Annotated in this window: 21 protein-coding genes; 12 read left to right on the forward strand and 9 right to left on the reverse strand. The window is 61.5% G+C overall.

Features of this window, described 5'->3' with window-relative positions; translation table 11 throughout:
- The first annotated feature begins 262 nt into the window (after positions 1-262).
- From DTQ13_RS07680 to DTQ13_RS07695, 4 genes are all read left to right on the forward strand, one after another.
- Positions 263-1693: an NAD(P)-dependent oxidoreductase gene (locus DTQ13_RS07680; protein ID WP_248460479.1), complete on the forward strand. Its 1431-nt coding sequence runs from the start codon at positions 263-265 to the stop codon at positions 1691-1693.
- Complete coding sequence (gltB, locus tag DTQ13_RS07685) at positions 1693-6252, forward strand: glutamate synthase large subunit (RefSeq protein WP_408863025.1); 4560 nt, start codon at positions 1693-1695, stop codon at positions 6250-6252. The genes DTQ13_RS07680 and gltB overlap by 1 nt, the downstream gene beginning before the upstream one ends.
- A 93-nt stretch (positions 6253-6345) precedes the next feature.
- Positions 6346-8205, forward strand: a complete 1860-nt coding sequence (locus DTQ13_RS07690; RefSeq protein WP_232086314.1) for a M3 family oligoendopeptidase — start codon at positions 6346-6348, stop codon at positions 8203-8205.
- Positions 8206-8277: 72 nt separating this feature from the next.
- On the forward strand, positions 8278-9636 hold the full coding sequence (locus DTQ13_RS07695; RefSeq protein WP_248460480.1) for an AarF/ABC1/UbiB kinase family protein: 1359 nt from the start codon (positions 8278-8280) through the stop codon (positions 9634-9636).
- Between the two features lie 63 nt (positions 9637-9699).
- On the opposite strand, the gene DTQ13_RS07700 is transcribed toward DTQ13_RS07695, so the two are convergent.
- Positions 9700-10056 carry a hypothetical protein gene (locus DTQ13_RS07700; RefSeq protein ID WP_248460481.1) on the reverse strand — a complete coding sequence of 119 codons (357 nt, stop codon included), beginning with the start codon at positions 10054-10056 and terminating at the stop codon, positions 9700-9702.
- A gap of 182 nt (positions 10057-10238) precedes the next feature.
- On the opposite strand from DTQ13_RS07700, the gene uvrB reads away from it, so the two are divergent.
- From uvrB to gshB, 5 genes are read left to right on the forward strand one after another with little or no spacing between them, the layout of a single operon-like run.
- On the forward strand, positions 10239-12356 hold the full coding sequence (uvrB, locus tag DTQ13_RS07705; protein ID WP_052349096.1) for an excinuclease ABC subunit UvrB: 2118 nt from the start codon (positions 10239-10241) through the stop codon (positions 12354-12356).
- A gap of 2 nt (positions 12357-12358) precedes the next feature.
- Positions 12359-12790: a hypothetical protein gene (locus DTQ13_RS09220; RefSeq protein WP_256462228.1), complete on the forward strand. Its 432-nt coding sequence runs from the start codon at positions 12359-12361 to the stop codon at positions 12788-12790.
- Positions 12745-13266, forward strand: a complete 522-nt coding sequence (locus tag DTQ13_RS09225) for a hypothetical protein (RefSeq protein ID WP_256462229.1) — start codon at positions 12745-12747, stop codon at positions 13264-13266. Before DTQ13_RS09220 ends, DTQ13_RS09225 begins: the two co-directional genes overlap by 46 nt.
- Before the next feature lie 6 nt (positions 13267-13272).
- A complete protein-coding gene (greB, locus tag DTQ13_RS07715; protein ID WP_043560592.1) occupies positions 13273-13773 on the forward strand; it encodes a transcription elongation factor GreB in 501 nt (166 codons plus the stop codon).
- 59 nt (positions 13774-13832) lie between these two features.
- Positions 13833-14819: a glutathione synthase gene (gene gshB, locus DTQ13_RS07720; RefSeq protein WP_081563030.1), complete on the forward strand. Its 987-nt coding sequence runs from the start codon at positions 13833-13835 to the stop codon at positions 14817-14819.
- Positions 14820-14859: 40 nt separating this feature from the next.
- Here gshB and DTQ13_RS07725 read toward each other — a convergent pair whose 3' ends face one another.
- Complete coding sequence (locus DTQ13_RS07725; RefSeq protein WP_248460483.1) at positions 14860-15165, reverse strand: hypothetical protein; 306 nt, start codon at positions 15163-15165, stop codon at positions 14860-14862.
- 181 nt (positions 15166-15346) lie between these two features.
- Here DTQ13_RS07725 and DTQ13_RS07730 point away from each other — a divergent pair, with 181 nt between their 5' ends.
- The 3 genes from DTQ13_RS07730 (at position 15347) to DTQ13_RS07740 (ending at position 18291) form a co-directional block, all read left to right on the forward strand.
- Complete coding sequence (locus DTQ13_RS07730) at positions 15347-16003, forward strand: class I SAM-dependent methyltransferase (RefSeq protein ID WP_103765432.1); 657 nt, start codon at positions 15347-15349, stop codon at positions 16001-16003.
- Between the two features lie 171 nt (positions 16004-16174).
- On the forward strand, positions 16175-17314 hold the full coding sequence (locus DTQ13_RS07735) for a hypothetical protein (protein WP_248460484.1): 1140 nt from the start codon (positions 16175-16177) through the stop codon (positions 17312-17314).
- A gap of 11 nt (positions 17315-17325) precedes the next feature.
- Positions 17326-18291, forward strand: coding sequence for a heme o synthase (locus DTQ13_RS07740; protein ID WP_248460485.1), 966 nt, complete (start codon positions 17326-17328; stop codon positions 18289-18291).
- Between the two features lie 235 nt (positions 18292-18526).
- Here the strand turns inward: DTQ13_RS07740 and DTQ13_RS07745 are convergent, their stop codons facing one another.
- The 7 genes from DTQ13_RS07745 to DTQ13_RS07775 all read right to left on the reverse strand — a co-directional run bounded on the left by DTQ13_RS07745 (position 18527) and on the right by DTQ13_RS07775 (position 26517).
- Positions 18527-19504, reverse strand: a complete 978-nt coding sequence (locus DTQ13_RS07745) for a TIM44-like domain-containing protein (RefSeq protein WP_043560579.1) — start codon at positions 19502-19504, stop codon at positions 18527-18529.
- 7 nt (positions 19505-19511) lie between these two features.
- Complete coding sequence (locus DTQ13_RS07750; protein ID WP_248460487.1) at positions 19512-20861, reverse strand: TldD/PmbA family protein; 1350 nt, start codon at positions 20859-20861, stop codon at positions 19512-19514.
- Positions 20858-22126 carry a pitrilysin family protein gene (locus tag DTQ13_RS07755; protein WP_086431190.1) on the reverse strand — a complete coding sequence of 423 codons (1269 nt, stop codon included), beginning with the start codon at positions 22124-22126 and terminating at the stop codon, positions 20858-20860. Before DTQ13_RS07755 ends, DTQ13_RS07750 begins: the two co-directional genes overlap by 4 nt.
- Before the next feature lie 161 nt (positions 22127-22287).
- A complete protein-coding gene (thrC, locus tag DTQ13_RS07760) occupies positions 22288-23685 on the reverse strand; it encodes a threonine synthase (protein WP_248460488.1) in 1398 nt (465 codons plus the stop codon).
- 26 nt (positions 23686-23711) lie between these two features.
- Complete coding sequence (locus DTQ13_RS07765) at positions 23712-24749, reverse strand: hypothetical protein (protein WP_192848060.1); 1038 nt, start codon at positions 24747-24749, stop codon at positions 23712-23714.
- Positions 24746-25066: a hypothetical protein gene (locus DTQ13_RS07770; RefSeq protein WP_192848061.1), complete on the reverse strand. Its 321-nt coding sequence runs from the start codon at positions 25064-25066 to the stop codon at positions 24746-24748. The genes DTQ13_RS07765 and DTQ13_RS07770 overlap by 4 nt, the downstream gene beginning before the upstream one ends.
- Complete coding sequence (locus DTQ13_RS07775) at positions 25063-26517, reverse strand: PepSY domain-containing protein (RefSeq protein ID WP_248460489.1); 1455 nt, start codon at positions 26515-26517, stop codon at positions 25063-25065. The genes DTQ13_RS07770 and DTQ13_RS07775 overlap by 4 nt, the downstream gene beginning before the upstream one ends.
- Positions 26518-26722: the final 205 nt, after the last annotated feature.

The following is a 26722-nucleotide window of genomic DNA, read 5'->3' on the forward strand; positions in this document are numbered from 1 at the left end:
TTACGGCGCAGGAGGGGGGACGTCAATGAGGAAAATGCATCCTTTTGAAAAAAAACGAATGGAATGATGTCAGGGTGATAATAGGTCCGTTTCGGACTTATTTTGTAAAATGAAAATGACAATCATGCGCATTTTCAGGATGTTATGACACTCATTAGGTAAGCGGTACTGTCTGGTCTTTTATGGCTGAGCTGTTTAGTGCTGGGGCGACAAGGACCATTCTGCGCTTCACGGTGCAGGCAAGACAGGGATTGATGTCATAATGGCTGAACAGATGCTGCGGTTCGTAAACTGCTCCCAGAAACTCCCGGACAAACGCTCGGCTGCCGAGAGACGGAGGGATTTTGGCGAGATTTACGCCGGGTTCAGCCCTCAGAGGGCGCAGGAGCAGGCGTCACGCTGTTCCCAGTGTGGGATTCCGTACTGCACGGTCCACTGCCCGCTGGGCAATGTCATTCCCGAATGGCTGCGCCTGACGACGGAAGGGCGGCTGAAGGAAGCCTATGAACTTTCCTCCAGCACCAACAGCTTTCCGGAAATCTGTGGCCGCATCTGCCCGCAGGACCGCCTCTGTGAAGGGAACTGCGTCATCCGTCCGGGTTTCAGCAGCGTGACCATCGGGGCCGTGGAGCGGTATGTTACCGAGACGGCCTTTGCGGAAGGCTGGGTCCTGCCCCGTCTGCCCGCCGAGGAAACGGGGCAGAGCGTGGGGATTGTCGGGTCCGGCCCGGCCGGTCTTGCCTGTGCCGAGCGTCTGCGGGCCGCAGGGCATGAGGTGCACGTCTATGAACGGCAGGAAAAACCCGGCGGGCTGCTGATGTACGGGATTCCGGGCTTCAAGCTGGACAAGAGCGTCGTGGAACGTCGCTGGAAGCTGCTGGAGGAACAGGGAATCATCTTCCACCTGGGGCAGTCCGTCGGGCATGGCGATGGTGCTCTGCCTCTGGAGGAACTGCGTCAGCGGCATGATGCCGTGTTTCTGGCCACGGGTGTGTATCGTGCCCGGCAGGTGAAGGGGCCGGGGGCCGGTCTGGCCAACGTGGTGGAGGCCCTTCCTTACCTCAAGGCCTCCCAGACGGAGCATGAGACTGCTGGCCTGACAGCGAAAGGCAAACGTGTCGTGGTGCTGGGGGGCGGTGATACCGCCATGGACTGCGTCCGCACGGCCATCCGGCAGGGGGCGAAGGAAGTGGTCTGCGCCTATCGTCGGGACCGTGACAACATGCCCGGCTCCCGTCAGGAGGTTCTCAATGCGGAGGAAGAGGGAGCCCGCTTTGAGTGGATGCTGACACCGGAGGCCTTCCTTGGCGATGACAGGGTGAAGGCCGTCCGCCTGCGGGAGATGCGCCTCGGGGCAGCTGATGCGGCGGGCCGCCGGGCCGTGGAGCCGACGGAATCGACTCGTGAACTGAAGGCCGATCTGGTCATCTGTGCGCTGGGGTTCGAGCCGGAAGACCTGCCGGACCTCTGGAACCGGCCCGACCTCGCCGTGACACGGTGGGGCACGCTGGAGGTCTCCGGCAGCGGGCATGAAACCAGCCTGCCGGGTGTCTTTGCCGGTGGGGACATCGTCCGGGGGGCGAGCCTCGTCGTCTGGGCCATCCGGGACGGGCGGGACGCCGCCGATTCCATCATGAACCATCTGTCTGCCGGGGCTGCCCGGACCGCAACATCTGTCGGGGAGTGTGCCTGATGACCACCATGAACGAAACCACGACCATGACATCCGCTCCGGAAACGGCACGGGACTTCGTGAAGGCCTATCAGGCCAATGTTGAACGGCTGGAAGGGCTGTATGACCCGGCGCAGGAGCATGATGCCTGTGGTGTGGGGCTTGTGGCGGCGATGGATGGCAGGCCCAGCCGTGCCGTGGTGCAGGCGGGCATCGAGGCCCTGGGCAACATCTGGCACCGTGGTGCCGTCGATGCTGATGGCAAGACGGGGGACGGGGCTGGCATCCATGTGGAAATCCCGCAGAATTTCTTTGAGGATGCCATCCATAATGCGGGTGACCTGCGGATCGAGGGACGCATCTCCGTCGGGATGGTCTTCCTGCCCCGCACGGACCTGGGAGCGCAGGAACGCTGCCGCCAGATCATCGAGACGGAAATCCTGCGGTTCGGCTACGGCATCTATGGCTGGCGTCAGGTGCCGATTGATACGGCCTGCATTGGCGAGAAGGCCAACGAGACCCGCCCCGAGATTGAGCAGATCATGATCCGCAACACGCTGGGGCGTGATGAGGAAACGCTGGAACGGGACCTCTACGTCATCCGTCGTCGGATCGAGCAGGCGGCGACACGGGCACAGGTGGAGCTGTATATCTGCTCCCTGTCCTGCCGTTCCCTCATCTACAAGGGCATGTTTCTGGCGGAAAATCTGACGGATTTTTACCCGGACCTGCTGGATGAACGGTTTGTCTCCCGTTTTGCCATCTATCACCAGCGTTATTCCACCAACACCTTCCCGAAATGGAAGCTCGCCCAGCCTTTCCGCAAGATCGCCCATAACGGGGAGATCAACACGCTCTCCGGCAACGTCAACTGGATGCGGGCGCATGAGACACGGCTGAGCAGCCCGGTGCTGGATGACTACATGGAGGCCCTCAAGCCGGTCGTGCAGGTGGCGGGGTCCGACACGGCCGCTCTGGACAATGTCTTCGAGCTTCTGACCTTCGCTGGACGGACGGCACCATCGGCCAAGGCCCTGCTGATCCCGGCAGCGGCGGGGGCGAATTCTTCCCTGTCCGCCCGGGCCAAGGCATTCTACCGCTACTGCAATGCCGTCATCGAGCCGTGGGACGGTCCGGCGGCCCTGTGCGGGACGGATGGCCGCTGGATCATCGCCGGTCTGGACAGGGCCGGTCTGCGGCCGCTGCGCTACAGCATCACGAAGGACGGGCTGCTGATCGTCGGGTCCGAGACGGGCATGGTGCGTGTGCCGGATGAGGCCATCGCCCTGCGTGGGCGGCTCGGGCCGGGGCAGACCCTTGCGCTGGACCTTGATGAAGCCCGTTTCTACACGCCGGATGACGTGCTGGACATGCTTATCAACCGGCAGGATTATGAGAGCTGGATCAGGGACGGCATCGAGGATGTCGGGCCGCTGATGGCCCAGGTGACGGAACCGGACGGCATTGACGCTGAGACGCTGCGCCGTCGCCAGCTGGCCGTCAACCTGACCTATGAGGACATGGAGGCCACGCTCCAGCCGATGGTGGAGAATGGCAGCGAGGCTCTGGCCTCCATGGGGGATGACACGCCGCTTCAGGTGCTGTCCCGGCATTATCGGGGGCTGTCCCACTATTTCCGGCAGGGATTCAGCCAGGTGACGAATCCGCCGATCGACAGCCTGCGGGAAACACGGGCCATGAGCCTGGTGACGAGGCTGGGCAATCTGGGCAACATCCTTGCCGAGGAAGCGGGCCAGTGCCAGCTTCTCCAGCTTTCCAGCCCCATCCTGACGAATGGCGAATTCAGCCGTCTTCAGGAGATGTGCGGCAGGCAGGGTGAGGTCATCGACTGTACCTTCCCGCTGGCCGAGGGCGAGGACGGGATGCGGGCGGCCCTGACGCAGATATGCCAGAAGGCCGAGGATGCCGTGCGGGGTGGCTGTGCCCATCTCTTCCTGACCGATGAACACGCCACGGAGGACCGTGTGGCGGTTCCCATGGTGCTGGCCGTGGCGGCCGTGCATGTCCATCTCACCAATCACAGCCTGCGGACCTTCACCTCCGTGAATGTCCGGGCCTCCGATGTGCTGGACGTGCACAGCCTCGCCGTGATGGTCGGAGTGGGGGCCTCCACGGTCAATCCGTGGCTGGCCCAGCAGAGCATTGCCGACCGTCTCCAGCGGGGGCTGTTCGGAAAGATGACCCTGCGGCAGGCCATGGAGCAGTACCGCAAGGCCGTGGACAAGGGGCTGCTCAAGATCATGTCCAAGGCGGGGATTTCGGTCGTCTCGGCCTATCGTGGCGGGTACAATTTTGAGGCGATCGGCCTCTCCCGTGCGCTTGTGGCCGAGTTCTTCCCCGGCATGGCGTCCCGCATTTCGGGCATCGGCCTGCCCGGTATCGCCCGGAACGTCATCAAGGCGCACAGGCAGGCATGGCAGCCCGCCAACGTGTCTCCGCTGCCCATCGGGGGGCGGTACAAGATCCGCCCGGGTGGGGAGGCGCACTCCTTTTCGGCCAGTGCGGTCCACATGCTTCAGACGGCGGTGCAGGCCAACAGCTACAGGCTCTTCCGCCGTTATGCGGACGCTCTGGAGGCGCAGGAGCCGGTCGCCCTGCGTGATCTGCTGGATTTCCGTTCCAGCGCACGGTCCATTGACGTGGATGACGTGGAAGGCATCACCCAGATCCGCCGCAGGCTGGTTGCCCCGGGCATCTCCCTCGGTGCGCTGAGTCCGGAAGCGCATGAGACGCTGGCCATCGCCATGAACCGCATCGGGGCGAAGTCCGATTCCGGCGAGGGAGGCGAGGACCCGGCCCGGGCCACACCACGGCCCAACGGGGACAATGCGTCTTCGGCCATCAAACAGGTGGCGTCCGGCCGCTTCGGCGTGACGGCGGAATATCTCAACAATTGCCGGGAGCTGGAGATCAAGGTCGCACAGGGGGCCAAGCCGGGTGAGGGAGGCCAGCTTCCGGGCTTCAAGGTCACGGAGCTGATCGCCCGTCTCCGTCATGCCACGCCGGGCGTCACGCTGATCTCGCCGCCGCCGCATCATGACATCTATTCCATCGAGGACCTTGCCCAGCTGATCTACGACCTCAAGCAGATCAATCCGGAGGCGACCGTGACGGTGAAGCTCGTGGCCCGGACGGGCATCGGGACCATCGCCGCCGGTGTGGCCAAGGCCAAGGCTGATGCCATCCTGATCTCCGGCCATTCCGGTGGGACGGGGGCCAGTGCCCAGTCTTCCATCTATTATGCCGGCCTGCCGTGGGAAATGGGGCTGAGCGAGACCCATCAGGTGCTGATGCTCAACCGTCTGCGTCATCGGCTGAAGCTGCGCGTTGATGGTGGAATCAAGACCGGGCGTGACGTGGTGATCGCCGCCATGCTGGGGGCCGAGGAGTTCGGCATTGGTACGGCGGCCCTCGTGGCGATGGGCTGCATCATGGTGCGGCAGTGCCATACCAATACCTGCCCTGTCGGTGTCTGCGTGCAGGATGAGGAGCTGCGGAAGAAGTTCGAGGGCACGCCGGAGAAGGTCATCAACCTGTTCACGCTGATCGCCGAGGATGTCCGCAACATTCTGGCCCGTCTGGGATACCGCTCTCTTGAGGAGATCATCGGCCGGACGGACCTGCTCCATCAGGTCTATCGTGGCTCGGATTATCTGGATGATCTGGACCTCAACGCCCTGCTGGTGCAGGCGGATACGGGCGGCTTTGCCCGTCACTGCACGCTGGAGGGCCGCAATGAGGTCCCGGACACGCTGGATGCACAGATCATCGCTGATGCGCAGCCGCTGTTCGAGCGGCGGGAGAAGCTGCATCTGCACTATATCGTCCGCAACACGCATCGTGCGGTGGGGACGAGGCTGTCATCCCTCATCACCCGTCGCTTCGGCATGGCCAGCCTGCCGGAAGGGCATCTGACGCTCTCCCTGCGTGGGTCTGCCGGTCAGTCCCTTGGGGCCTTCGCCGTACAGGGGCTGCGCATCGAGGTGGAAGGTGATGCCAACGATTATGTCGGCAAGGGGCTCTCCGGGGCCACTCTGGTGCTGCGGCCCAGCAGTGCGACACCCTGCGCTACGGAGAAGAATTCCATCATCGGCAACACGGTGCTTTATGGTGCGACGGCGGGAGCACTCTTTGCCGCCGGGCAGGCCGGGGAACGGTTCGCCGTGCGGAACTCCGGTGCCGTGGCCGTGGTGGAAGGCTGTGGCTCCAATGGCTGCGAATACATGACAGGCGGTACGGTCGTTGTTCTGGGCAAGGCCGGGGACAATTTCGGGGCAGGCTTCACGGGTGGTACGGCCTATGTGCTGGACCGTGATGGCGACTTCCCGAAACGGGTGAATCACGACACGGTCATGTGCCAGCCCGTGACGGCCAGACGGTGGAAAGATGAGCTGCGGGGCCTCGTGGAGCGGCACGAGCGTGAGACGGGCAGTGCCTATGCGGCGGATCTTCTTCACCACTGGGAGGAGGTTCTGCCGAAATTCTGGCATGTCGTGCCGAAGGATTATGCCCGCATCATCGGGTATGAGGAGGCCGATCTCAGAAGCCTGTCAGCCTGACAGGGGCCACCCGGGCAGGGCTGCGGGGCTGGAGGATGGACCGTGACAGAAAAGAGAGTTTTCACAGCCTCCTCGCTTGGCTAGTCTGCAGGGATGATGACATCATTTCTCAAGACACGCTCCTTTGCCCGTCTGCCGGAAGGCAGGCAGGTTTCCGCCCCGGAAGGTGAGGCGGCTGCGCCCGTGGCTGCCCCCCGCTGGGACCTTTCCGACCTCTATGCCTCCCCGGAGGACCCGGCCATTGAATCGGATTTCGTCCGGCTGGACCATGAGGCCCGGACATTTGAAAGCCGCTGGAAGGGTACGCTGGGCAAGGCCTCTCCGGCCGATCTGGCCCATGCCCTCCAGGGCTATGAGGTGATCGAGGAAGGGCTGGGGAAGATCGGTTCCTATTCCCAGCTTCTCTTTGCAGCCCACACGACCGACCCTGCCTGTGGCCGTTTCGCCCAGAGCGTGCGGGAACGTCTGACCGCCATTTCAGCTTTCCTGCTGTTCTTCCCGCTGGAGCTGAACCGGCTGGATGATGCAGCCCTTGAAAAAGGCTTCAGCGAGAATGCGGAGCTGGCCTCATGGAAGCCTTATCTGCGGGACCTGCGGGTCTTCCGCCCCTATCAGCTTTCCGATGAGGTTGAGCGTGTTCTGATGGACATGGCCGTCTCTGGCCGGAATGCGTGGGTGCGGCTGTTTGACGAGACCATGGCCGGGCTGATGGTCTCCTTCGAGGGGAAAGAGCAGCCGCTGGGCGACGTGTTCAATTACATGACGGACAGCGACCGGAAAAAGCGGGAAGGGGCGGCCAGGGCCATCAGTGCCACGCTGGCAGCCAACAACAAGCTGCTGGTGGGCATCACCAACACGCTGGCCAAGGACAAGGCCACGATTGATACCATGCGGGGTTACCCCCGGCCTGTCAGCAGTCGCAACCGGGCGAACATGGTGGAAGACGAGGTGGTGGATGCGCTGGTGGATGCCGTGCAGTCGTCCTTCTCCCGTCTCTCCCACCGTTATTACGGCATGAAGGCCCGCTGGCTGGGGCTGGACAAGCTGGAACACTGGGACCGCAATGCCCCGCTGCCCGATGTGCAGGACAGGCGGCTGAGCTGGGATGAGGGCAAGGCGATCGTCCAGCGTGCCTATCAGGATTTTGATGAGGAGATGGGCCGCCATGCCAGCACGTTCCTCAACAGCCCGTGGATCGATGCGGCAGCCGTACCGGGCAAGTCTTCCGGGGCGTTTGCCCATCCGGTCGTGCCCTCCGTGCATCCTTACCTGCTGATGAACTATCATGGCCGTCCCCGTGACGTCATGACGCTGGCCCATGAGATGGGGCACGGCATCCATCAGATGCTGGCCGGGAAGAAGCAGGGCTATCTCCGTTCCGACACGCCGCTGACGCTGGCCGAGACGGCCTCTGTCTTCGGGGAGATGCTGACCTTCCAGTCCCTGCTGGATGCGGAGAGCGATCCGAAACGCCGTCATCATCTGCTGGCCTCCAAGGTGGAGGACATGCTGAACACGGTCGTGCGGCAGATCGCCTTCTACCAGTTCGAGGTGCAGGTGCATGATGAACGCCGCAGGGGAGAAATCCCTGCCGAGCGTCTTGGTGAAATCTGGCGGGACGTGCAGACACGCAGCCTTGGCCCGGCCTTCAGCTTCACCCCGGATTATGACCTCTACTGGTCATACATTCCGCATTTCATCCACTCGCCCTTCTATGTGTACGCCTATGCCTTTGGCGACTGTCTGGTGAATGCGCTTTATGGCGTGTATCAGGACAGCCCGGCAGGCTTTGCGGAAAAATACAAGGAGATGCTTGCCGCCGGTGGCACGTTGCGCCATCAGGAGCTGCTCGCACCGTTCGGGCTGAATGCCGGTGATCCGTCCTTCTGGAACCGTGGTCTGGATGTCATTTCCGGGCTGATCGACCAGCTTGAGGCTGAACCGGCTGCATGAGGATGAAAGCCGGCCTGCACGCCATGCAGGCTGGCACACTGCCTGACAGGGCAACAGGTAAGGGTTGAGATCATGGCACGTGAACGTGACATCGACAGGACGGGCTTTGTCGATAACATGCAGCGCATGTTCCGGGCCTCCAGCATGGTGGGGGGTGTTGCGGCCCGCATGGCCGGGCACAAGCTGGGCCTGCGGAGCAACACGACCAGCCATGCGGAGGAGCTGCGGGCCGTTCTGGGCAACCTGAAAGGCCCGATGATGAAGGCTGCCCAGCTTCTCTCGACCATTCCCGGTGCCCTGCCTGATGACTATGCCGAGGAGCTGGCCCATCTCCAGGCCAATGCGCCGCCGATGGGATGGAACTTCGTCCAGCGGCGGATGAGGGCCGAGCTGGGGGCGGGGTGGGAATCCCGCTTCCGGTCTTTCAGCCATGAGGCCGTGGCGGCGGCGTCACTGGGGCAGGTGCATCGTGCGGCTCTGGCCGACGGGCGGGAGGTGGCCTGCAAGCTGCAATATCCCGGCATGGCGGGAGCCATGGAGCAGGACCTCCGGCAGCTGAAGCGGGGTCTGGGCGTGTTCAGCCTCGTGGGCAATGCCATCCGGCAGGATGAGGTCTATGCCGAACTGGCCGAACGGATGCGGGAAGAGCTGGATTACACACGGGAGGCCAGCCACCTGCGGCTCTACAGGCTCATGCTGGCGGACGTGCCGGAAGTTACCGTGCCTGCCCCCGTACCCGGGCTGGTCACGGAACGGCTGCTGACGATGGACTGGGTGGGGGGCCGCTCCATGAAGTCCGTGCTGGAGGAACAGCTCCCGCAGGAAGAGCGCAACGCCATTGCGGTTGCGCTGTTCAAGGCCTGGTACAGGCCCGTCTATCATTATGGCGTCGTGCATGGTGACCCGCATATGGGCAATTTCACCGTGCGGCAGGATGGTGGGCTGAATCTGCTGGATTTCGGTTCCGTACGCATTTTCTCGCCCCGGTTTGTCGGTGGTGTCCTGTCTCTCTTCGATGCCCTGCGGGATGGCGATGAGGAACGGGCCTACGAGGCCTATCATGACTGGGGCTTCAGGGACATTTCACGGGAGCGGGCTGCCGTGCTCAATGAGTGGGCACGCTTCTTCTATCGTCCCCTTATGACGGATGAAATCTGCAATGTGGAAGAGAGCAACAACCCGCAGGAGGCCCGCCGGGTGCTGGAGCATGTCTATGACGGGCTGAAGCGCACGGGCGGCATCACTCTGCCACGGGAATTCGTCATGCTGGACCGCTCGGCCATCGGGCTGGGCAGTGCCTTCCTGCGGCTGGGAGCACGGGTGAACTGGCACCGGCTCTTCATGGAGCTGACGCAGGATTTCAATGTGGATGTTCTGGCGGCCCGGCAGAAGGATGCCTTGCGGAAGGCGCAGGTCCAGCCCACCAGATGAAGGAAAGGCCGGACGGGTGAGCATACCGGTCCGGCCTTGCCTGTCAGGATGGGCAGGGAACTGTCAGCGGAAGAATTTGCTCAGCAGGTTGCCGCCGATTTCCTGGATCACGTCCTGCTGGAGGGCCTTGCCGAAGCTGGCGAAGCCGCTGCCCTGTTCACCGGAGCTTTCGCCCCCGTTTTTCTCGCCGAGATGGCTCACCAGACCGGCCAGCTGGCCGACGAGGTCCCCGGCATGGCCCTGGCCATTCTGGAAGATGGAGGAAATCTGCTGGAGGCTCGCAGCCCATTCCCCGGCCTGTGTGTCGCCATTCTGCGAGGCATCCTGCATCTGGCCGATCAGCCGGTCAATCAGCTGGAAGGCCTGCTGCGCCGTGTTGCGGAACTGCGTGTAGCTCTGCTCGATCTGTTCGATATCCATAAGGTTCTGACCTTTTTGTGGAAGTGGAGCCCCATTGGGCAGTGAAGAGGCGGTGTGATGGTAAACGACCCTGTAAAAACTGCCAGTCTTTTTATGAGGAATGAACAGCCGGAAACGGGTGGCTCCATTTATTCCGTCAGAGGCATCTTGTGGTGGCAGGAACATGCTCCCATCTAGGGGCCATGGCAGTTTCTTCGTCGTCCCGCAAAAAGAAAAAACCGGTCGCGCCCCGTCAGACGGATTTTTTCCCTGAAAAACAGCCCGCCAAACCGAAGACCAACCGGTTTGTCGTCAAATCGGATTACGAACCCTCCGGGGACCAGCCGCAGGCGATTGCCGCCCTGCTGGACGGGTTGCAGGCCGGGGAGCGGGATCAGGTGCTGATGGGTGTGACAGGGTCGGGCAAGACCTTCACCATGGCCAAGGTGATCGAGGCGGCGCAGCGGCCCACGCTCATCATGGCTCCCAACAAGACCCTGGCGGCCCAGCTCTATAGTGAGATGAAACAGTTCTTCCCCGACAATGCGGTGGAATATTTCGTTTCCTACTATGATTACTATCAGCCGGAAGCCTATGTGCCCCGTTCGGATACCTTCATCGAGAAGGACAGCCAGCGCAACGAGCGCATAGACCGGATGCGCCATGCTGCCACGCAGGCCCTGCTGGAAAGGAACGATGTCATCATCGTGGCCTCCGTGTCCTGCATTTATGGTATCGGCTCGCCCGAATCCTATGCCCGCATGAAAATCCGCCTCGTGCCGGGGGAGATCATCGATCGGGACGACCTGATCCGCCATCTGGTGGAGCTGCAATACCAGCGGAATGATCTGGCCTTCGAGCGTGGGTCATTCCGGGTGCGGGGGGAGCAGGTGGACATTTTCCCCATCCAGAACGAGGACAGGGCGTGGCGTGTCATGCTCTTCGGGGATGAGGTGGAAAGCATCACCGAATTCGACCCGCTGACGGGGGAGAAGACGGCTGATCTGGAAGAGGTCAGCCTCTATGCCAGCTCCCATTATGTGACGCCCCGCCCAACGCTCAATCAGGCGATGGTCAGCATCAAGGATGAACTGCAGGACCGCATCCAGTATTTCAGGGACAAGGGAAAGCCGCTGGAGGAAGAACGCATCCTTCAACGGACCAATTTTGATCTGGAAATGCTGGAAACGACAGGCGTCTGCAAGGGAATTGAGAACTACTCCCGCTATCTTTCAGGTCGCCGTCCCGGTGATCCGCCGCCAACCCTCTTTGAGTATCTGCCGGAAGATGCCCTGTTGATCGTGGATGAAAGCCATGTCGGCGTGCCCCAGATTGGCGGGATGGAACGGGGGGACCGTGCCCGCAAGGAAACGCTGGCAGATTTCGGGTTCCGTCTTCCCTCCTGTCTGGATAACCGGCCCCTGTCTTTTTCGGAGTGGGATGCCTTCCGGCCGCAGAGCATCTTCGTGTCCGCCACGCCGGGGCCGTGGGAGATGGAACAGACGGAAGGCGTGTTTGCCGAGCAGATCATCCGTCCGACCGGCCTGACAGACCCCATCACCATCATCCGACCCGTGGAAGGGCAGGTGGACGACCTGCTGCATGAGGCCAGGGCAACCATTGCCGAGAATGGCCGTGTCCTCGTCACGACCCTGACCAAGCGCATGGCTGAGGACCTGACGGAATATCTTTCCGAACATGGCGTGAAGGTGCGGTATCTCCATTCCGACATTGATACGCTGGAGCGCATGGAGATCATCCGGGACCTGCGGCTGGGGGCCTTTGATGTTCTTGTGGGCATCAACCTGCTGCGGGAGGGGCTGGACATTCCCGAATGTGCCCTTGTGGCGATTCTCGATGCAGACAAGGAAGGCTTCCTGCGGTCCCGCACCTCTCTTGTGCAGACGATCGGCCGAGCCGCTCGCAACGTGAATGGCCGTGTCCTGCTCTATGCGGACAAGGAGACGGACAGCCTGCGTTACGCCATCGAGGAAACGGCCCGCCGCCGGGAAAAGCAGATGGCCTGGAACGAGGCGCACGGCATCACGCCGCAGACGGTCCGCAGCCGCATCAGCGACACGCTCTTTCAGGAAGAGCTGGCGGGCAAGGAAGCTCCGCCGGAGTCTGATCCACAGCTCACCATTGACGATCTGCGCAAGAAAATGCGTGAAGCAGCAGCTGAGCTGGACTTTGAACAGGCCGCCGCCCTGCGGGACGAGATTCACCGGCGGGAGGCCAGCGACATTGGCCTCATTGCTCCGGCCCCGGCAGCTTCGCAGGCCAGACAACGCAAGACGACCAGACGGAAAAAGAAGGACTGACCATGCTGGAACTCAAGAGAGACGGGCAGAGCCTGACCATCCTGCCGGAGACGGGGGCTGCCCTTGGCCAGTGGCAGGTGCAGGGGCATGAGATGCTCCGTCCGGTCGCCAATCCGGCCCTGCGGAACCAGAAGGGCGTGGCCGTGGGGGCCTATCCTCTGCTGCCCTATGTCAACAGGATTGCAGACGGCCATTTTGCCTTCGGGGGAGAGGAGCACAGGCTTGTCCCCAACATGGAGGGCTGCCCGCATCCCATCCATGGCAATGGCTGGGAGCATGAATGGCAGGTGGCGCACAGAACGGACAGTCACGCCATCCTGACTTTCGATCACACGCCTTCTGATGATGAAGCCGGTCGGGGGAATGGCCCTATGCCTATCGGGCCGTCATGTCCTACGAGCTGCGGGCGGACGGGCTGCATGTCTCCATCGTGATCCGGAACAGCGATACGGTCGATCAGCCGGTCGGTCTGGGGTTCCATCCTTTCTTCCATTCGGAGGCCAAATCCCGCCTGAAATTCGCAGCGGACTCGGTCTGGCTGACGGACGGTCACGGCCTGCCGACCGAAAAAAAATCCTGCGAAGGTGAGTGGGATTTTTCGACAGGGCAGGCCCTTGAGGAGCTGAAGCTGGATAACGGGTTTGCCGGGTTTGCCGGTCAGGCCCGGCTGGAGCAGCCCGGGGGTCTGCCAGACCTGACGGTGGAAGCGGACCGGATTTTCTCGCATCTGGTGGTCTTCTCCCAGCCGGAGGAGGGCTATGTGGCCATCGAGCCGGTCACGAGCATGACGGATGCCCTCAACAGGCCGGAGATCGCCGGGCGTGGCGTGCATGTGCTGGCACCGGGGCAGAGCCTTGGCGGCATGATCCGCTTCCGTGCTGATGTCTCACGTCGTCCGGCGGAAGGCTGACGCCGCATGGCCGCCGAGAAGATCGCCCTGCACCGTTATCTTTCCCCACAGGGTGCGGCCCGGATGCGGGCTGAGCTGAAAGAGCTGACCCAGAAGGAGCGGCCGCAGGTCGTGGAGGTCGTCTCATGGGCGGCGAGTAATGGCGACCGTTCGGAGAATGCGGACTACCAGTATGGCAAACGCCGCCTGCGGGAGATCGACCGGCGCATCCGGTTCCTGACGAAACGGCTGGATCAGGCCGTGATTGTGGACCCGGCAGCCCAGACCAACCGGAACCGTGTCTTCTTCGGCGCCACCGTCTGCTATGCGGATGAGGAGGACCGTCATTATACCGTGACGATTCTTGGCGTGGATGAGTCCCGGCTGGAGCATGGGGAGGTCAGCCTGCAGGCTCCGGTGGCCCGTGCTCTCATGAAAGCTGCCGTGCATGACGAGGTCACCATGCAGACACCATCCGGCCCTGTCCTTGTGGAAGTGCTGTCCATCGCCTATCCAGACCCGGCCTGATATGGTGGGGGCCTGAAAGAAACCGTTCGGTCCTGAACTGCTTTTGCGGAGTTATTCTTATGGTCCAGTCCTCTTCCTCTCGGCGGCGTGTTGCCGTGCAGATGGACCCGCTGGAAGACATCAACATCGATGGTGATTCCACCTTTGCCCTGATGCTGGAAGCCCAGCGTCGTGGGCACGAGCTGCATGTCTATCATCCCACCACCCTGTCCCTGCTGGAAGGAAAGGGCACGGCAGGCCGTCTTCAGGCCCGGAGCCGCAGGGTGACCGTACAGCGGAAGAAAGGCGATCATGCTGCCTTTGGCCCGGAGGAGGTTCTGGACATCGGCTCATGTGATGTCGTGCTCATGCGGCAGGACCCGCCTTTCGACATGGGCTACATCACGGCCACCCACATGCTGGAGCATGTTCATGGCACGGGCGAGGGGCAGGCCCTCGTGGTGAATGATCCGGTATCCGTACGCAATGCACCGGAGAAGCTGCTGGTCACGCATTTCCCCCAGCTCATGCCGCCAACGCTGGTGACGTGGGACCGGGAGGCGATTGCCGCTTTCCGGCAGAAGCACAGGGACATCATCCTGAAGCCGCTTTATGGCAATGGCGGAGCGGGCATCTTCCGGGTGAAGGAGGATGACGAGAATTTCTCCTCCCTGCTGGAGATGCACTTCTCCCGCTCCCGTGAACCGCTGATGGTGCAGCGTTACGAGCCTGCCGTGCGGCTGGGGGACAAGCGCATCATCCTTGTGGATGGCGAGCCGATCGGGGCAATCAACCGTGTTCCTGCGCAGGGTGATGCCCGGTCCAACATGCATGTCGGCGGCCGTGCCGAGCGTGTGGAACTGACGGACCGTGACAGGGAAATCTGCCGGACCATTGGTCCGTACCTGAAGGAACATGGCCTCATTTTCACGGGGATTGACGTGATCGGGAACTGGCTGACGGAGATCAACGTCACCTCCCCGACGGGCCTACAGGAACTGGACCGTTTTGATGGCATCAACAGTGCCGGGATGATCTGGGACTGCATCGAGGCCCGTCTTTCCTGAAAGGAAACATGGAAGCGGCCTAGCCCTATGGTCAGGCCTTTCACCTGTTTGGTGTCTGGTCCGTTTTCCGTGTTACGGTCTCGTGGGGAGGCTCTTCCGGTGATGTGGAGCCGTCCTCTGTCCTGGCATCTTTTTCAGGGTCGGAAGGATAGAGATTGTCCCGGAATGGAATGGGTACGCCATCAGAGAAATATCCATTTTCCACCTTCAGGTCCCTGGATGGTCTGTCCCGGCTGAACCTGTTGATGAGCCATGGAAACAGTCTTTCATGGTAATAGACGACATAAAGGGCCACCCAGAAAAACAGGCAGAGAAGGGCCAATATGAGATCGAGATGCTTCATCATGTGATCCAGTCATGAGTTCTGGTTCTGTTCTGGACAGGTAGACCAAATTTTTTCGCATAATATCGTCAGAATACCTTGTCAGCCAAGGGCGTTGGGGGGCAAGAAAGGGGCGGACTGATCGGTATCAGTAGCGATAATGCTCCCCGCTTTGTTGGGGGCAGACAGTTGAGGCTGCATTTTCATGGTGTCTTCCCTTAAACCCCGTTCTTCCCTCGATGCTGACAGCGTACGTGATGCCTATCGCCGTTGGGCCCGCATGTACGACAAGGTTTTTGGCGGTGTATCTGCTTTCGGGCGACGGCGGGCCGTGGCGGCTGTCAATGCGCTTCCGGGCACGCGTGTGCTGGAGGTGGGAGTTGGAACCGGGCTGGCCCTTCCTTCCTACAGGTCCGACAAACGCATTACAGGAATCGACCTCTCGGAAGACATGCTGGCCCTTGCCCGGGAGCGTGTGAAGAGGGAAGGTCTCCGTAATGTTGATGAACTTATGGTGATGGACGCCGAACATACCACCTTTGCCGATAACAGCTTTGATATCGCCGTCGGCATGTTCGTGGCCTCTGTCGTGCCTCATCCGGACCTGCTTCTGGCAGAGTTGAAGAGGGTGGTGAAACCGGGGGGACACATCCTTTTTGTCAACCATTTCCTTGCCCGTGGGGGCCTTCGGCTGAAGGTGGAGAAGGTCATGGCCCGGGCCTCCCGTGCGCTGGGCTGGCATCCTGATTTTGCCATTGAATCCCTGCTTCCACCGGAGGATATGGCCCGGGCGACCATCGTGCCCGTCCCTCCGGCGGGTCTGTTTACCCTCGTGACATTGCCGCCTGAGAAGACTAAGTAGGGGGGAAACCCATCTGCCTCCGAGAAAGGCAGATGTTTCATGGTGGCAACAGGCTGGCGGAATAGAGTGACTTCAAGGCCGTTATTTCAGACAGTATCTTCATCCCGTCATGGGAGAAGCGGTGGGGCGTTTTTTCTGCTGGCGTTGTTTGCTGGCATGTTGGGGGGCGCCATGGGGTTGCCTTTCCTGCATGTGCATCCGTCTCCTGGTGTCGTTGTGTCCCATGCCGTGCTGATGACATTTTATGTTGTATGTCCGGCTTTTCTGGGCGGGATGGCCCGCTGGTTCCTGCCGGACCTGCTGAAAGGCGAGGGCATGGCTCTGCCGTTTGCGGTCCGTACCGGTTTTGGCGTGCTGGCTGTAGGTGCCTTTCTGCTGCCGGTCATGCCGTCTGTCGGGCTGGCTCTCTGGAGCATTGGCGTGCTGGCGCTGGCTTTCAATGTGCTGGCCACGGTTCTGGAGATGCGGTCCATCCCCTTCCGTGATTGTCCGCCGCTGGTCTGGGCGTTTCTGGCCAATGCTCTGTCTGTGCTCATCATCGCTCCCGTTCTGCTGGCTTTTCTGCTGCGGAGTGGTCTGGCTGGTGCCGGGCCTGAAGCCCTTCTGACGGTTCTGCGTGGCAGTGTGGAAATGACCCTGCTGAGCGTGCCTTCGCTTGGCATCATCATGGCTGCTCTTCTGCCCGGGCAGAAGGAGCAGGGGTGGGTACCCCGCTGTGCTCCCCATGCGTTTGGCGTCATGGGTGTGGTGCCTGTTCTGCTCTGGGCTGACCATCTCTTCGGCGGGCTTCCGTCATCGGTTTACAGTGCTGGATTGAGCATCGGGCTAGGGGTTCCCTGTCTGGTTCTTCTCGTAGCCTTTGCCAGGGATATATGGCGTACTGCCCTGCCATCGGGGCCAGTGGCGGCCTGGGCTTCCGGTGGGCTTGTATTGCTGCTTGCTGGCTGGGCCGCCATGCTGACCGAACCAGTCTGGGGCATACAGGGGGTGCCGCCGGGGGCCTTCGTTCTGGGGGCGGCAGGGCATCAGCTTGTGATGTTCGGCAGCCTTCTTGCTCTCAGTGCAGCTTTCTATGGCTGGTGCGGGGCCAGACTGGCACGGTGGGGGCGATCTTTCTCCATTTTTGGCATGATTCATGCTTTCATCACGTTTGTCGGGGCGCTCTGTTCCATTCTGCCGCAGCTGGTCGTGCCTGCCGTGCTGTTGATGGGCTGCAGCCTGCTCATGTTCGCCCTGTCTGCCGGAATGGTCTGGTATGGCCTGCTGGTAGAGCGGACCCAGGGGACAATGGGGCTTTTTCCTGAAGAGTAAGGTGTTTTTCCATGCAGGCATCATCCGGTCTTTCGGCCTCTCCACTGGCCCGTTTTCTGGGGGCGCTGCGTGTCGAGGGACATGCTGGTGATACGGCTCTGCAAGATTGGGTGGCGCTGCTCAAACCACGAGTGATTTCACTTGTGGTCTTCACCGGGTTGGCGGGCATGGCCGTAGCGCCGAAATGGCCGTCCGTACCTGTCGGGCTGGTTATCATTGCCTGCATCTGCATCGGGGCCGGTGCGGCGGGTGCCATCAACATGTGGTATGATCGTGACATTGATGCGATCATGAAGCGGACCCGCATCCGTCCTGTTCCCGGAGGGCGGGTCGAACCGACGAGTGCGTTGGTTTATGCGGTTGTGCTGTCGGTAGCCTCCGTTGTGCTGCTCTGGTTGGCGACCAACCTGCTGGCGGCAGGGATTCTGGCTTTTTCCATCTTTTTTTATGGTGTGATCTACACCATGTGGCTCAAGCGCAGCACGCCGCAGAACATCGTGATTGGCGGCGCAGCCGGAGCTTTCCCCCCCATGATCGGTTGGGCAGCGACGATGGGATCGCTGGACGTGCTGCCGGTGGTGATGTTCGCCATCGTCTTTCTGTGGACGCCTCCGCATTTCTGGTCGCTCTCCCTTTATGCGTGCAAGGATTACGAGAGTGCGGGCATCCCCATGCTGCCGGTCGTGAAGGGCGCACGCCATACACGCTGGCAGATCGTCATCTACACTTTCATTCTGGGGGCCGTGTCTCTCGTGCCGAGCGTGGTAGGGCAGTGTGGCTGGTTCTACACGGTCTGTGCCAGCCTGCTGGACCTCGGTTTCATCTATTACGGCCTGCGGGTCCTGTTCGACAAACAGGATGAGAAGGGGAACAGCCTGACGAAAGATAAACCGGCCCGTCATGCGTTTCGCTATTCACTGGCCTATCTGTTCTTCCTCTTCTGTGGCCTTCTGATTGACAGGGTTCTTCTGGCATGAGCGATCATAACACTCCTTCCCGCCGCCAGGGCCGTCTCTTCGGCATCGTTCTCGGGCTTTCCTTTTTCACGCTGGCCCTGTTCGTGGTGGCTTTGTACCGACTGTGACGTCTTCTCGTAGATGGGAAAGAAAAACCCCGCCTGCCTGTCCATGAAAGGTTCAGGCAAGCGGGGTTTTTTCATTCAGGTGAGGGCGGCTGAGAGGCAGGGTGGCTGCCTCTCGCCCAGGGGAGTGGTCACCCGGCCTGCTGGATGGCGGAGAGGATCCAGTTGCCCCGGCCATCGGCACGGAGGAAGGTCCAGAGTTCCGTGATGGTCTGGCGTTCGGTTTTGCTGCCGTCCAGAACATTGCCCATGCTGTCGGTCGTGACATCAATGGCGGAATATTGCAGGGCCACGGTGGCGTAGGTGATTGTGCCTTCCCGCCAGGCTTCGGCAAGGTCACCCCGCAGGAACTGGATATCAGAGACGATGTTGCGGGCACCACGGCTTGTCAGCTCGGAAAGCTGGTTGTTGAAGTAACTGACCATTTCAGGCGTCGCCATGCGCTGGAGGGACATCATGTCCTGTGCGCTCCAGGCAGCCTGTACGTTTATCAGCAACTGCTGGAAGGTGCTGTAATCATCAGGCGTCAGGGTCACGCCCTGCGAAGGAGCCTGCTGCGGCTGGCTGGTGAAGGGGGAGGAAGCGCCACCGGCTGCACCAAACAGGCCAGAGCCACCTGCATTGCTGGACATGGTGTTGTTGGAAGACCGTTTCCGCCAGAGTTTGATGAGGAAATTGATGATGAAGGCAACGACCAGCACCTGAATGAGGAAGCCGAAGAAGGACCCGCCGCCTCCGCTGAAACCGCTGAAGAAGCCATGCCCGCTCAGCATTCCGAACAGCCCGGCCCCAAGGAAGCCACCAGCCAGCCCGGTCAGAAAGGGGTGCCGCATGGCAAAGGGTGGTCGCATGCTGTTGCCGAAGTTTGGCCGACTGAAGCCGCTCTCCGGTGCCGGAGAGGCATAGGACGGCGTGCGGGGCGTCATGCTGCGGTCCATGGGCCGGGTCCAGTTGGGGGTGAGGCTGGTGCGGGGCGGGGGGCTATAGGTGCGGGAGCCCCGGCTGCCCAGGGAAGACCCCATGCCAGCTCTGGCATCGGCAGCCGGAGCAAGGGCAAAGAGTGGCAGGCACAGGGCTGCCGCTGCGAGGGGGAAAAGACGAATACGCATAATCTGGTCAGTCTCCAGCAAGACTCATCTGGTCAATACGGATGGTTGGGGCGTGATGGCCCGTCATCAGGTTGAGGTCATTGGCGGGGATGAGCCGCGCAAACATGTCAAGCAGATTACCTGCCACCGTGATGCCTGATACAGGCTCGGCAATCTCGCCATTGCGGATCATGAAGCCTGAACCGCCCCGGCTGTAATCGCCTGTCAGCATGTTGATGGCGTTGCCCATCAGTTCGGTGATGAGCACACCCTCCCTGATATCACGTCTCAGTTCTTCAGGGGAGTGGGGGCCCGCATGAAGGAACAGGCTGGACGGACCGGGGTGGACATTGCCCCCGCTGGTCCGGTTGGCCCGGCCATTGCTGGCGGGCAGACCCAGCCTGCGGGCACAGCGGCTGTCCAGCAGCCAGTGGCGAAGCTGCCCGTCTTTTACAAGGTCCAGCGGCAGGCAGGCCGTGCCCTCACCATCAAAGGGGCGGGAACCGGCAAGACGGGGCAGGGTCGGGTCATCGGTGATGGTGACGCCAGACCCAAATACCGCTTCATTCAGCCTGTCCTTGAGGAAGGAAGTCCCCTGCACGATGGCGGATCCATTGATCGCCCCAGCGAGATGCCCCAGCAGGGAGCCGGACACGCGGGGGTCGAACAGGACCGGATAGAGGCCCGTTCTGGGGCGGGTAGGGTTCAGCCGGGCAAGGGCACGGCGGGCCGCCTCATGGCCCAGCCGGGCAGGATTTTCTAGGTCGGCCTGATGCACGGCACTGTGCAGGGCATAATCCCGTTGCATCCCTGTTCCTGTTCCCGCCAGGACGCTGACGCCACAGCTGTGGCCGCTGCGCTGATACTGGCCGGCAAAGCCGGCACTGGTGGCCAGGGCGATGTCCTGAAGGGTCGTGCTGGTTGAGGCACCACTGCTGTTGGTGATGCCTGCATGTGAGAGGGCTGCGTCTTCCATCTCACGGGCTCTGTCCAGCAGGGCCGGCGTATCCGGCGTGCCAGAGGGGTCGAGCAGGTCGAGCTTTGCAATCGTGCTGGCAGGAACAGGCATGAGCGGTTCGTCTGCCAGACCGTCATCAGGGGATGGAGGAACGACCCTGGCCATGGCACAGGCCCGTTCTGCAAGCTGTGAGAGGGCTTCCGGCGTTACGTCATTGCCGGAGACCGTGGCCACACGGCCCTGATGGAAGACACGCAGCCCGAGGGACAGGCTCTCCGCATGGCGGAGGCCTTCCGCCTGACCCTGCCGGATCATGGCGGAGCGGCTCCGGCCACGGAGCATGACCGCATCGGCATGGTCGGCACCGTGCTGGCGGGCAAACTTCAGGGCGGCCTCAAGATGGGGGAGCAGATCGGTCATGCGGATTTCAGTGCGGCGTGGATGGCATCTGGCCCGGGGATGTTGCGGGCTGGTCCCATGGTGGTCAGCGTCGGAGCCCCGTTGAAGATGGTCCGGGCCATGGCCAGGACGTCTTCTTCCGTTACGGCATCAATCTTGCGGATCATGTCGCTGGTGGAAATGATGCGGTCATGGACCTGGATCTGGCGGGCGATCTGGGCACAGCGGCTGCCTGTGCTCTCCAGCGACATGAGCAGCGAGGCCTTGAGCTGCGTGCGGGCACGGTCCAGTTCTTCCTTGCTGATTCCCTTCTGGAGGGTGCTGAGCTCAGTCAGGGCGGCAGGAATCAGTTCGTCCGTCTTGTCTGGCCCGGTCCCGGCATAGAGGCCGAACATGCCGCTGTCCGCAAAGGGGCTGGCAAAGGTGTAGACGCTGTAGACGAGCCCGCGCCGCTCCCGGATTTCCTGGAACAGACGGGACGACATGCCACCTCCCAGCAGGGTGGAGAGGATCATGGCACTGTAATAGCCTTTTTCCCGATAGCCGGGGGCGGGGAAACCCAGCAGGAGGTGGACCTGGTCCAGCTTGCGGTCCGTCTGCTTCATCCCGCCGACATACCGGCCCGGTACGGCCTGTGGTGGCGTGTGCGTGGGCAGGTCGGCAAAATGGGTACGGACGAGGTCGACAACCTCATCATGGTGGAGATTGCCCGCTGCGGCGATGACCATGTTCTGCGTGCTGTAATGCTCATGCATGTAGGCCATGAGCGTCTCCCGGCTCATGCTGGCGATGCCATCTTCCGTGCCAAGGATGGGGCGGCCCATGGGCTGATCGGGGTAGGCACATTCCTGGAAATGGTCAAAGACGATGTCATCAGGCGTATCATTCGCCTGACCGATTTCCTGAAGGATGACACCACGTTCCCGCTCCACTTCTTCCGGCAGAAAGGTGCTGTGGGTGAGGATGTCGCCGATGAGGTCCACGCCAAGTGGCAGATCATCCTTCAGCAGCTTGACGTAATAGGCTGTATTCTCCCTGGCCGTGTAGGCGTTGAGATAACCGCCCACATTTTCGATTTCCTCGGCAATGCGGATGGCAGAACGACGCCCTGTTCCTTTGAAGGCCATATGCTCGAGAAAATGGGCTGCTCCATTGGTGGCTTCGCTTTCATGGCGGGTGCCAGCAGCCACATAGGCTCCGAACGAGACGGTTTCGACACGCTCCATCCGTTCCGTCACGATGTTGAGGCCATTTTCAAGAGTCGTACGTCTGATCTGTTCGCTCATGCAGTTCTGCGTGTCCATGATGTGAGAAGAAGCGGAAAGTGTTTGCAATATGGGGTGCCGGGAGTCTTTTTCCAGTCCCCGTTTTCCACGGGGCAGACGGAAAAGGGGACAGCCTGACAGGGCCATCCCCTTTTGCCCATGTGTAGCAGCCAGCGGAGGACTCAGCGTCCGCGATGCGCCCGGACAGCCGCTTTGACCTTTTCGAGGTCGTTGGGAAGAACCTCATAACGTTCCTTGCGGGAGAAGAGGTCTGCCAGATGCGGCGGCAACTCCGGATGGATGCCGGTTGCTTTCTTTACGGCATCGGGGAACTTGGCCGGGTGGGCCGTGGCGGCGGCCACCATCGGCACGCCTGCTTCACGGAAGCGCCGCCCCGCTGCCAAGCCGATGGCGGAGTGAGGGTCTGCCAGATAATGGCTTTCAGCGTAAAGTGCCTTCATCGTGGCGGTCGTCTGCTCGTCACTCAGGGCAACGCCGTGGAAAGTTTCCCGGATCTGCTCCCAGGCGTCATGTGGCACGGCCATGCAGCCCGTCTGCCGGAATTCTTCCATGATGGCACGGCAGCGGTTGGGATCACGGCCCAGCATCTCGAACAGCAGACGCTCGAAGTTGGACGAAACCTGAATGTCCATGGAGGGGGAGAGGCTCGGCTCCACCTGCCGCTTCGTCATGTCGTTGTTCAGAAGGAAGCGGGTCAGGATGTCGTTCCGGTTGGAGCCGACACAGAGATGATCGACAGGCAGCCCCATCTGGCTGGCCACCCAGGCGGCCAGGATGTTGCCGAAGTTGCCGGTTGGCACGGCGAAGGAAACCGGGCGGTCCGGCCCAGCAAGAGCGAGGGCGGAGCGGACATAATAGGGAATCTGGGCTGCAATGCGGGCCCAGTTGATGGAGTTGACGGCGGAGAGGGCGCAGTCCGTACGGAAGGATTCATCGGCGAACATGGCTTTGACCATGTCCTGACAGTCATCAAAGTCGCCTTCCACGGCGATGTTGAGGACGTTGTCCTCCAGCACTGTGGTCATCTGGCGGCGCTGGACTTCCGACGTCCGGCCATGGGGATGGAGAATGACGATGGACACATGTTCCCGGCCACGGAAGGCCTCGATGGCGGCGGATCCTGTATCGCCCGATGTGGCACCGACAATGGTCACATGGTGGTTGCGCTGTTTCAGTACATGTTCGAAGAGGCGGCCAAGCATCTGCATGGCCATGTCCTTGAAGGCGAGCGTCGGGCCGTGGAACAGCTCCAGCGAAAAGAGACCATCCTCCACTTCCACCAGCGGTGCTACGGCGGCATGGTCGAATTGTCCGTAGACGTCGTGCGCCATGGTACGGAGTGTGTCACGGTCTATGCTGCCCTCGGTGAACAGGCCGATGACCTCTGCCGCAAGGTCGGCATAGGAGAGGGTGCGCCAGCCTGTCAGGGTCTCGCGGGGGATATGCGGCCAGTGATCGGGCATGTAGAGCCCGCCATCACCAGCCAGACCGCTGAGCAGAATATCGGAAAAGTCGGGGGCAGCGGCATCCAGTGTGCCGCGGGTAGATCGATAACGCATGCCCCCACTATATCACCGAAACGCCATCAGGGCAGGGTAATTTCCAGAAGATGCTGGTGATTGGTTATTGGGGCCGGATTCGTGCCGTTTTCCGGCATGGCGGAACCGGTCAGGACAGCCAGCCGTCCCGGCACGCCTGAGCGGCCTTTGAGCAGTGTGACGGCCTGGGCATCATAGAGTTTCTCATCATGAAGCAGGCGCCAGGGCAGGCGGTCGGCACCAAAGGCGAGCAGGTCTCCATGTTCGATGTCGATCATGTAGATCGTGTCATCCCGGCTGATGGTCATGCCGCCAAGGCTGGGGGTACGGCGCCAGTTTGTCATGGCTTCTATCCGTTCCGCCGGGCCAAGGCTGGAATCGGTCAGAATGTCAGTTCCGATTCGGTAAAGTGGCCCTGTCGGGGTCTGATAAAACAGCCAGTTTTTGCCGTGGTCCAGTAGGAGGAAGCGCACGTTGCCCCCCGTTTTGGGCTGCCCCTGTGCCGTCGTGACGGGCTGGCCATGCCTGATGAGAGGGGCATGGCTGCTGAGGGAGGGGGCGCCTTCCAGCAGACGCTCTGCATGACCGCTCCTGAGGTCGATGATGACGAAAGCCGGAACGCCGTCATCGACCAGAAAAGCTTTGCTGTCCGTGACCTGAAGGGCCGAAATGTGGCTGCCGACGGCCAGGGCATTGCTGAAGCCGATATGGTTGAGGATGACCCCTGTATCCGGTGCGATATTGAGCAGTGCGGGCGTGGGCGCCTGTGTTACGGCCCAGAGGCCCTGGGATGTCGCCGTCAGGGCCGTGATGGCGGGCAACTCGTCCATCAGGAGAGTGAGGCGGCTGTCCACGGGGTCCAGACGATAGATCTTGCCCGTCATACCCAAGGCGAAGGGGGACCCATCGGGAAGGGAATTCAGCGAGGGGGCCAGCGGCAGGCTCAGCTCATGTTCGCCAACAATCCGGGCCTGCACATGGGCGTCCTGCCAGGGGCGGTCTGCTCTGGCAGCGGGGCTGAGCCCCAGAACGGCGGCCGACATGATAAGGGCTGAGGTCAGCAGTGAGGACAGACGTATTTTCATGGCAGGTATCTGGGTGTTCCCCGATGGTTTTGCAAGTTCCGGCCTTTGGGAGCTGGTGAGTGTGGCAGATGGGGGAGGGTCAGGCCGAGCAGAAAGCCCGTGGCTGGAGCTGTGAAGACCCAGAGGAATAGTCCGTCCAGTCCTTCCAGAAGGCAGGCTCCGGTCAGGCCGGCGGCAGGCAGGGCCGGGCGGAGAAGCGTCTGTAGCGTTCCGGCAGGGGGAAGATGGCAGGGATTCTGTCGCCTGTAGGTGGGCAGTCTGTTGAGATGGAGCAGCCAGACAGCAGCCCAGAGGCCCATGAGGAACAGGATGATCATGCCGCCTGCTTTCGGAAAAGATGCAGAAGAACGGACAGGGCAGCCAGTCCAAGGCAGGCTGCCAGAAGGTCCACGGCGCCGAAGAGGAGAGGTCGCCCCGTATGAAAAGGGCGAGTCAGTAGGTCGAGTCCTGTAGTGCCAGTGCCCAGAACAGCCACAAGGGCGAGCTGCTGGCAGGTTGCCGGTCTGATGATGAAGGCATGGAGCAGTGAGAGGCTCCAGAGACCGAAGAAAACACTTTCTTCCCAGAGAATGGGCGACAGGGAAAACGGCGTGGGGAGGCGTGTGCTCCAGAACAGGGCCAGCGTGGCCAGGGGCAGCCCCAGTGTGGTGGCGATGGTGACGGCCTCATGACTGCGCTGGAGGCGCTGCCGGATTGTGGAGGAAACAGGGTGATGGGCGATGCTGTTCCTTTCCGACTGCAGGAAGAGGACCAGGCCGGACCCGATGATGATGCAGCCCATCAGACCGCTGAAGCAGTAGAACCAGCGTGTTGCCAGTCCGGCCCAGCGCAGGTTGTGCAGTCCCACGAAGAAGCTGTGTACGGTCGGGCAGACGGACCGGGGCGGCAGGGTGGGGTGGGAAGGTATCAGGGCCTGCCTCTGGAGGCAGAAATGCAGGGTGTCAGGGCCATAAAGGCCGATTTCCCTGCCGGTCTGCATGAAGAATCCATCTGCTACCGTGCCCCACTGCCGCAGGCCGTTTTCGGTCAGGCTGCTGATGATGGCGGGAGACAGGGACGGTGGTATGGCTGTGTGGGCCTGATGGCGACTGGCATGGCCTGCGGGGTGATGGGGCGGGTTCATCATGTGGATGAGCTTCTGGGACTGAAGGATCACGCCGGACAGGCCGATGATGAACAGGACGGGCAGGCTCAGCGTGCCGCACAGCAGGTGCAGGTCCAGCCAGCGGCGTTGGGAGGCAGCCCGGGGGCGGAAAAGCAGCAGGTCCGGCAGGAAGCGGCGCAGCTGGAGCCACAGGCCGGTCAACAGTGTCACGAGCAGACCGATGCCTACGGTGGTTGTCAGTATCTGCCCCCATGGGTTGGGCAGGTGAAGGCTGGCATGGAGGGTCACGAAAAACGTGCCGCCGGTGACGTCATGGTCTGTCAGCGGCAGGCCCGTGTCAGGCGCAAGGGCCGGGCCGAGGAAGATGCGCCCATCATAGTGCCAGAGGCGGAAAACGGGGTCCCGTGGAGAGGGAAGTTTCAGGAAAGCGAAGATGCCCGTGTCGAGCTGTGTCTTCAGATTCTGTCCGGCCTTCAGCAGGCCGGTGCGTGTCATGGCGGGCAGGGGACTGTGGAGGGCGGTGCGGGGCTGCATCCAGCCCTGTATTTCCGGAGAAAAACAGGCCAGCGAGCCGGTGAAGCAGAGAACGAACAGGAAAAGGCCAGCCGGGAAGCCGATCCAGCGATGGAAAAGGCGTAGTGCGGTGCGGAGCCTTGGAGACATGATGGACGCAACACGGCATAAATGAGAATGATTCTCATTTATTACGAGGTTTTGGCAGTTCTGTAAATGGGGCAGGACGCAAAAATGACAGGGGTGTAAAAAACGGTAAGAGAAAAAAGGTTTTTTTTATGAAAAAAAGTTGAGAATAATTATCGTTAACATATAAAGCGGCACTCATTCAGTTTCACAGTTCAGGATGGGCACG

This window comes from Parasaccharibacter sp. TMW 2.1888, from assembly GCF_023167265.1.
GTDB lineage: Bacteria > Pseudomonadota > Alphaproteobacteria > Acetobacterales > Acetobacteraceae > Bombella > Bombella apis.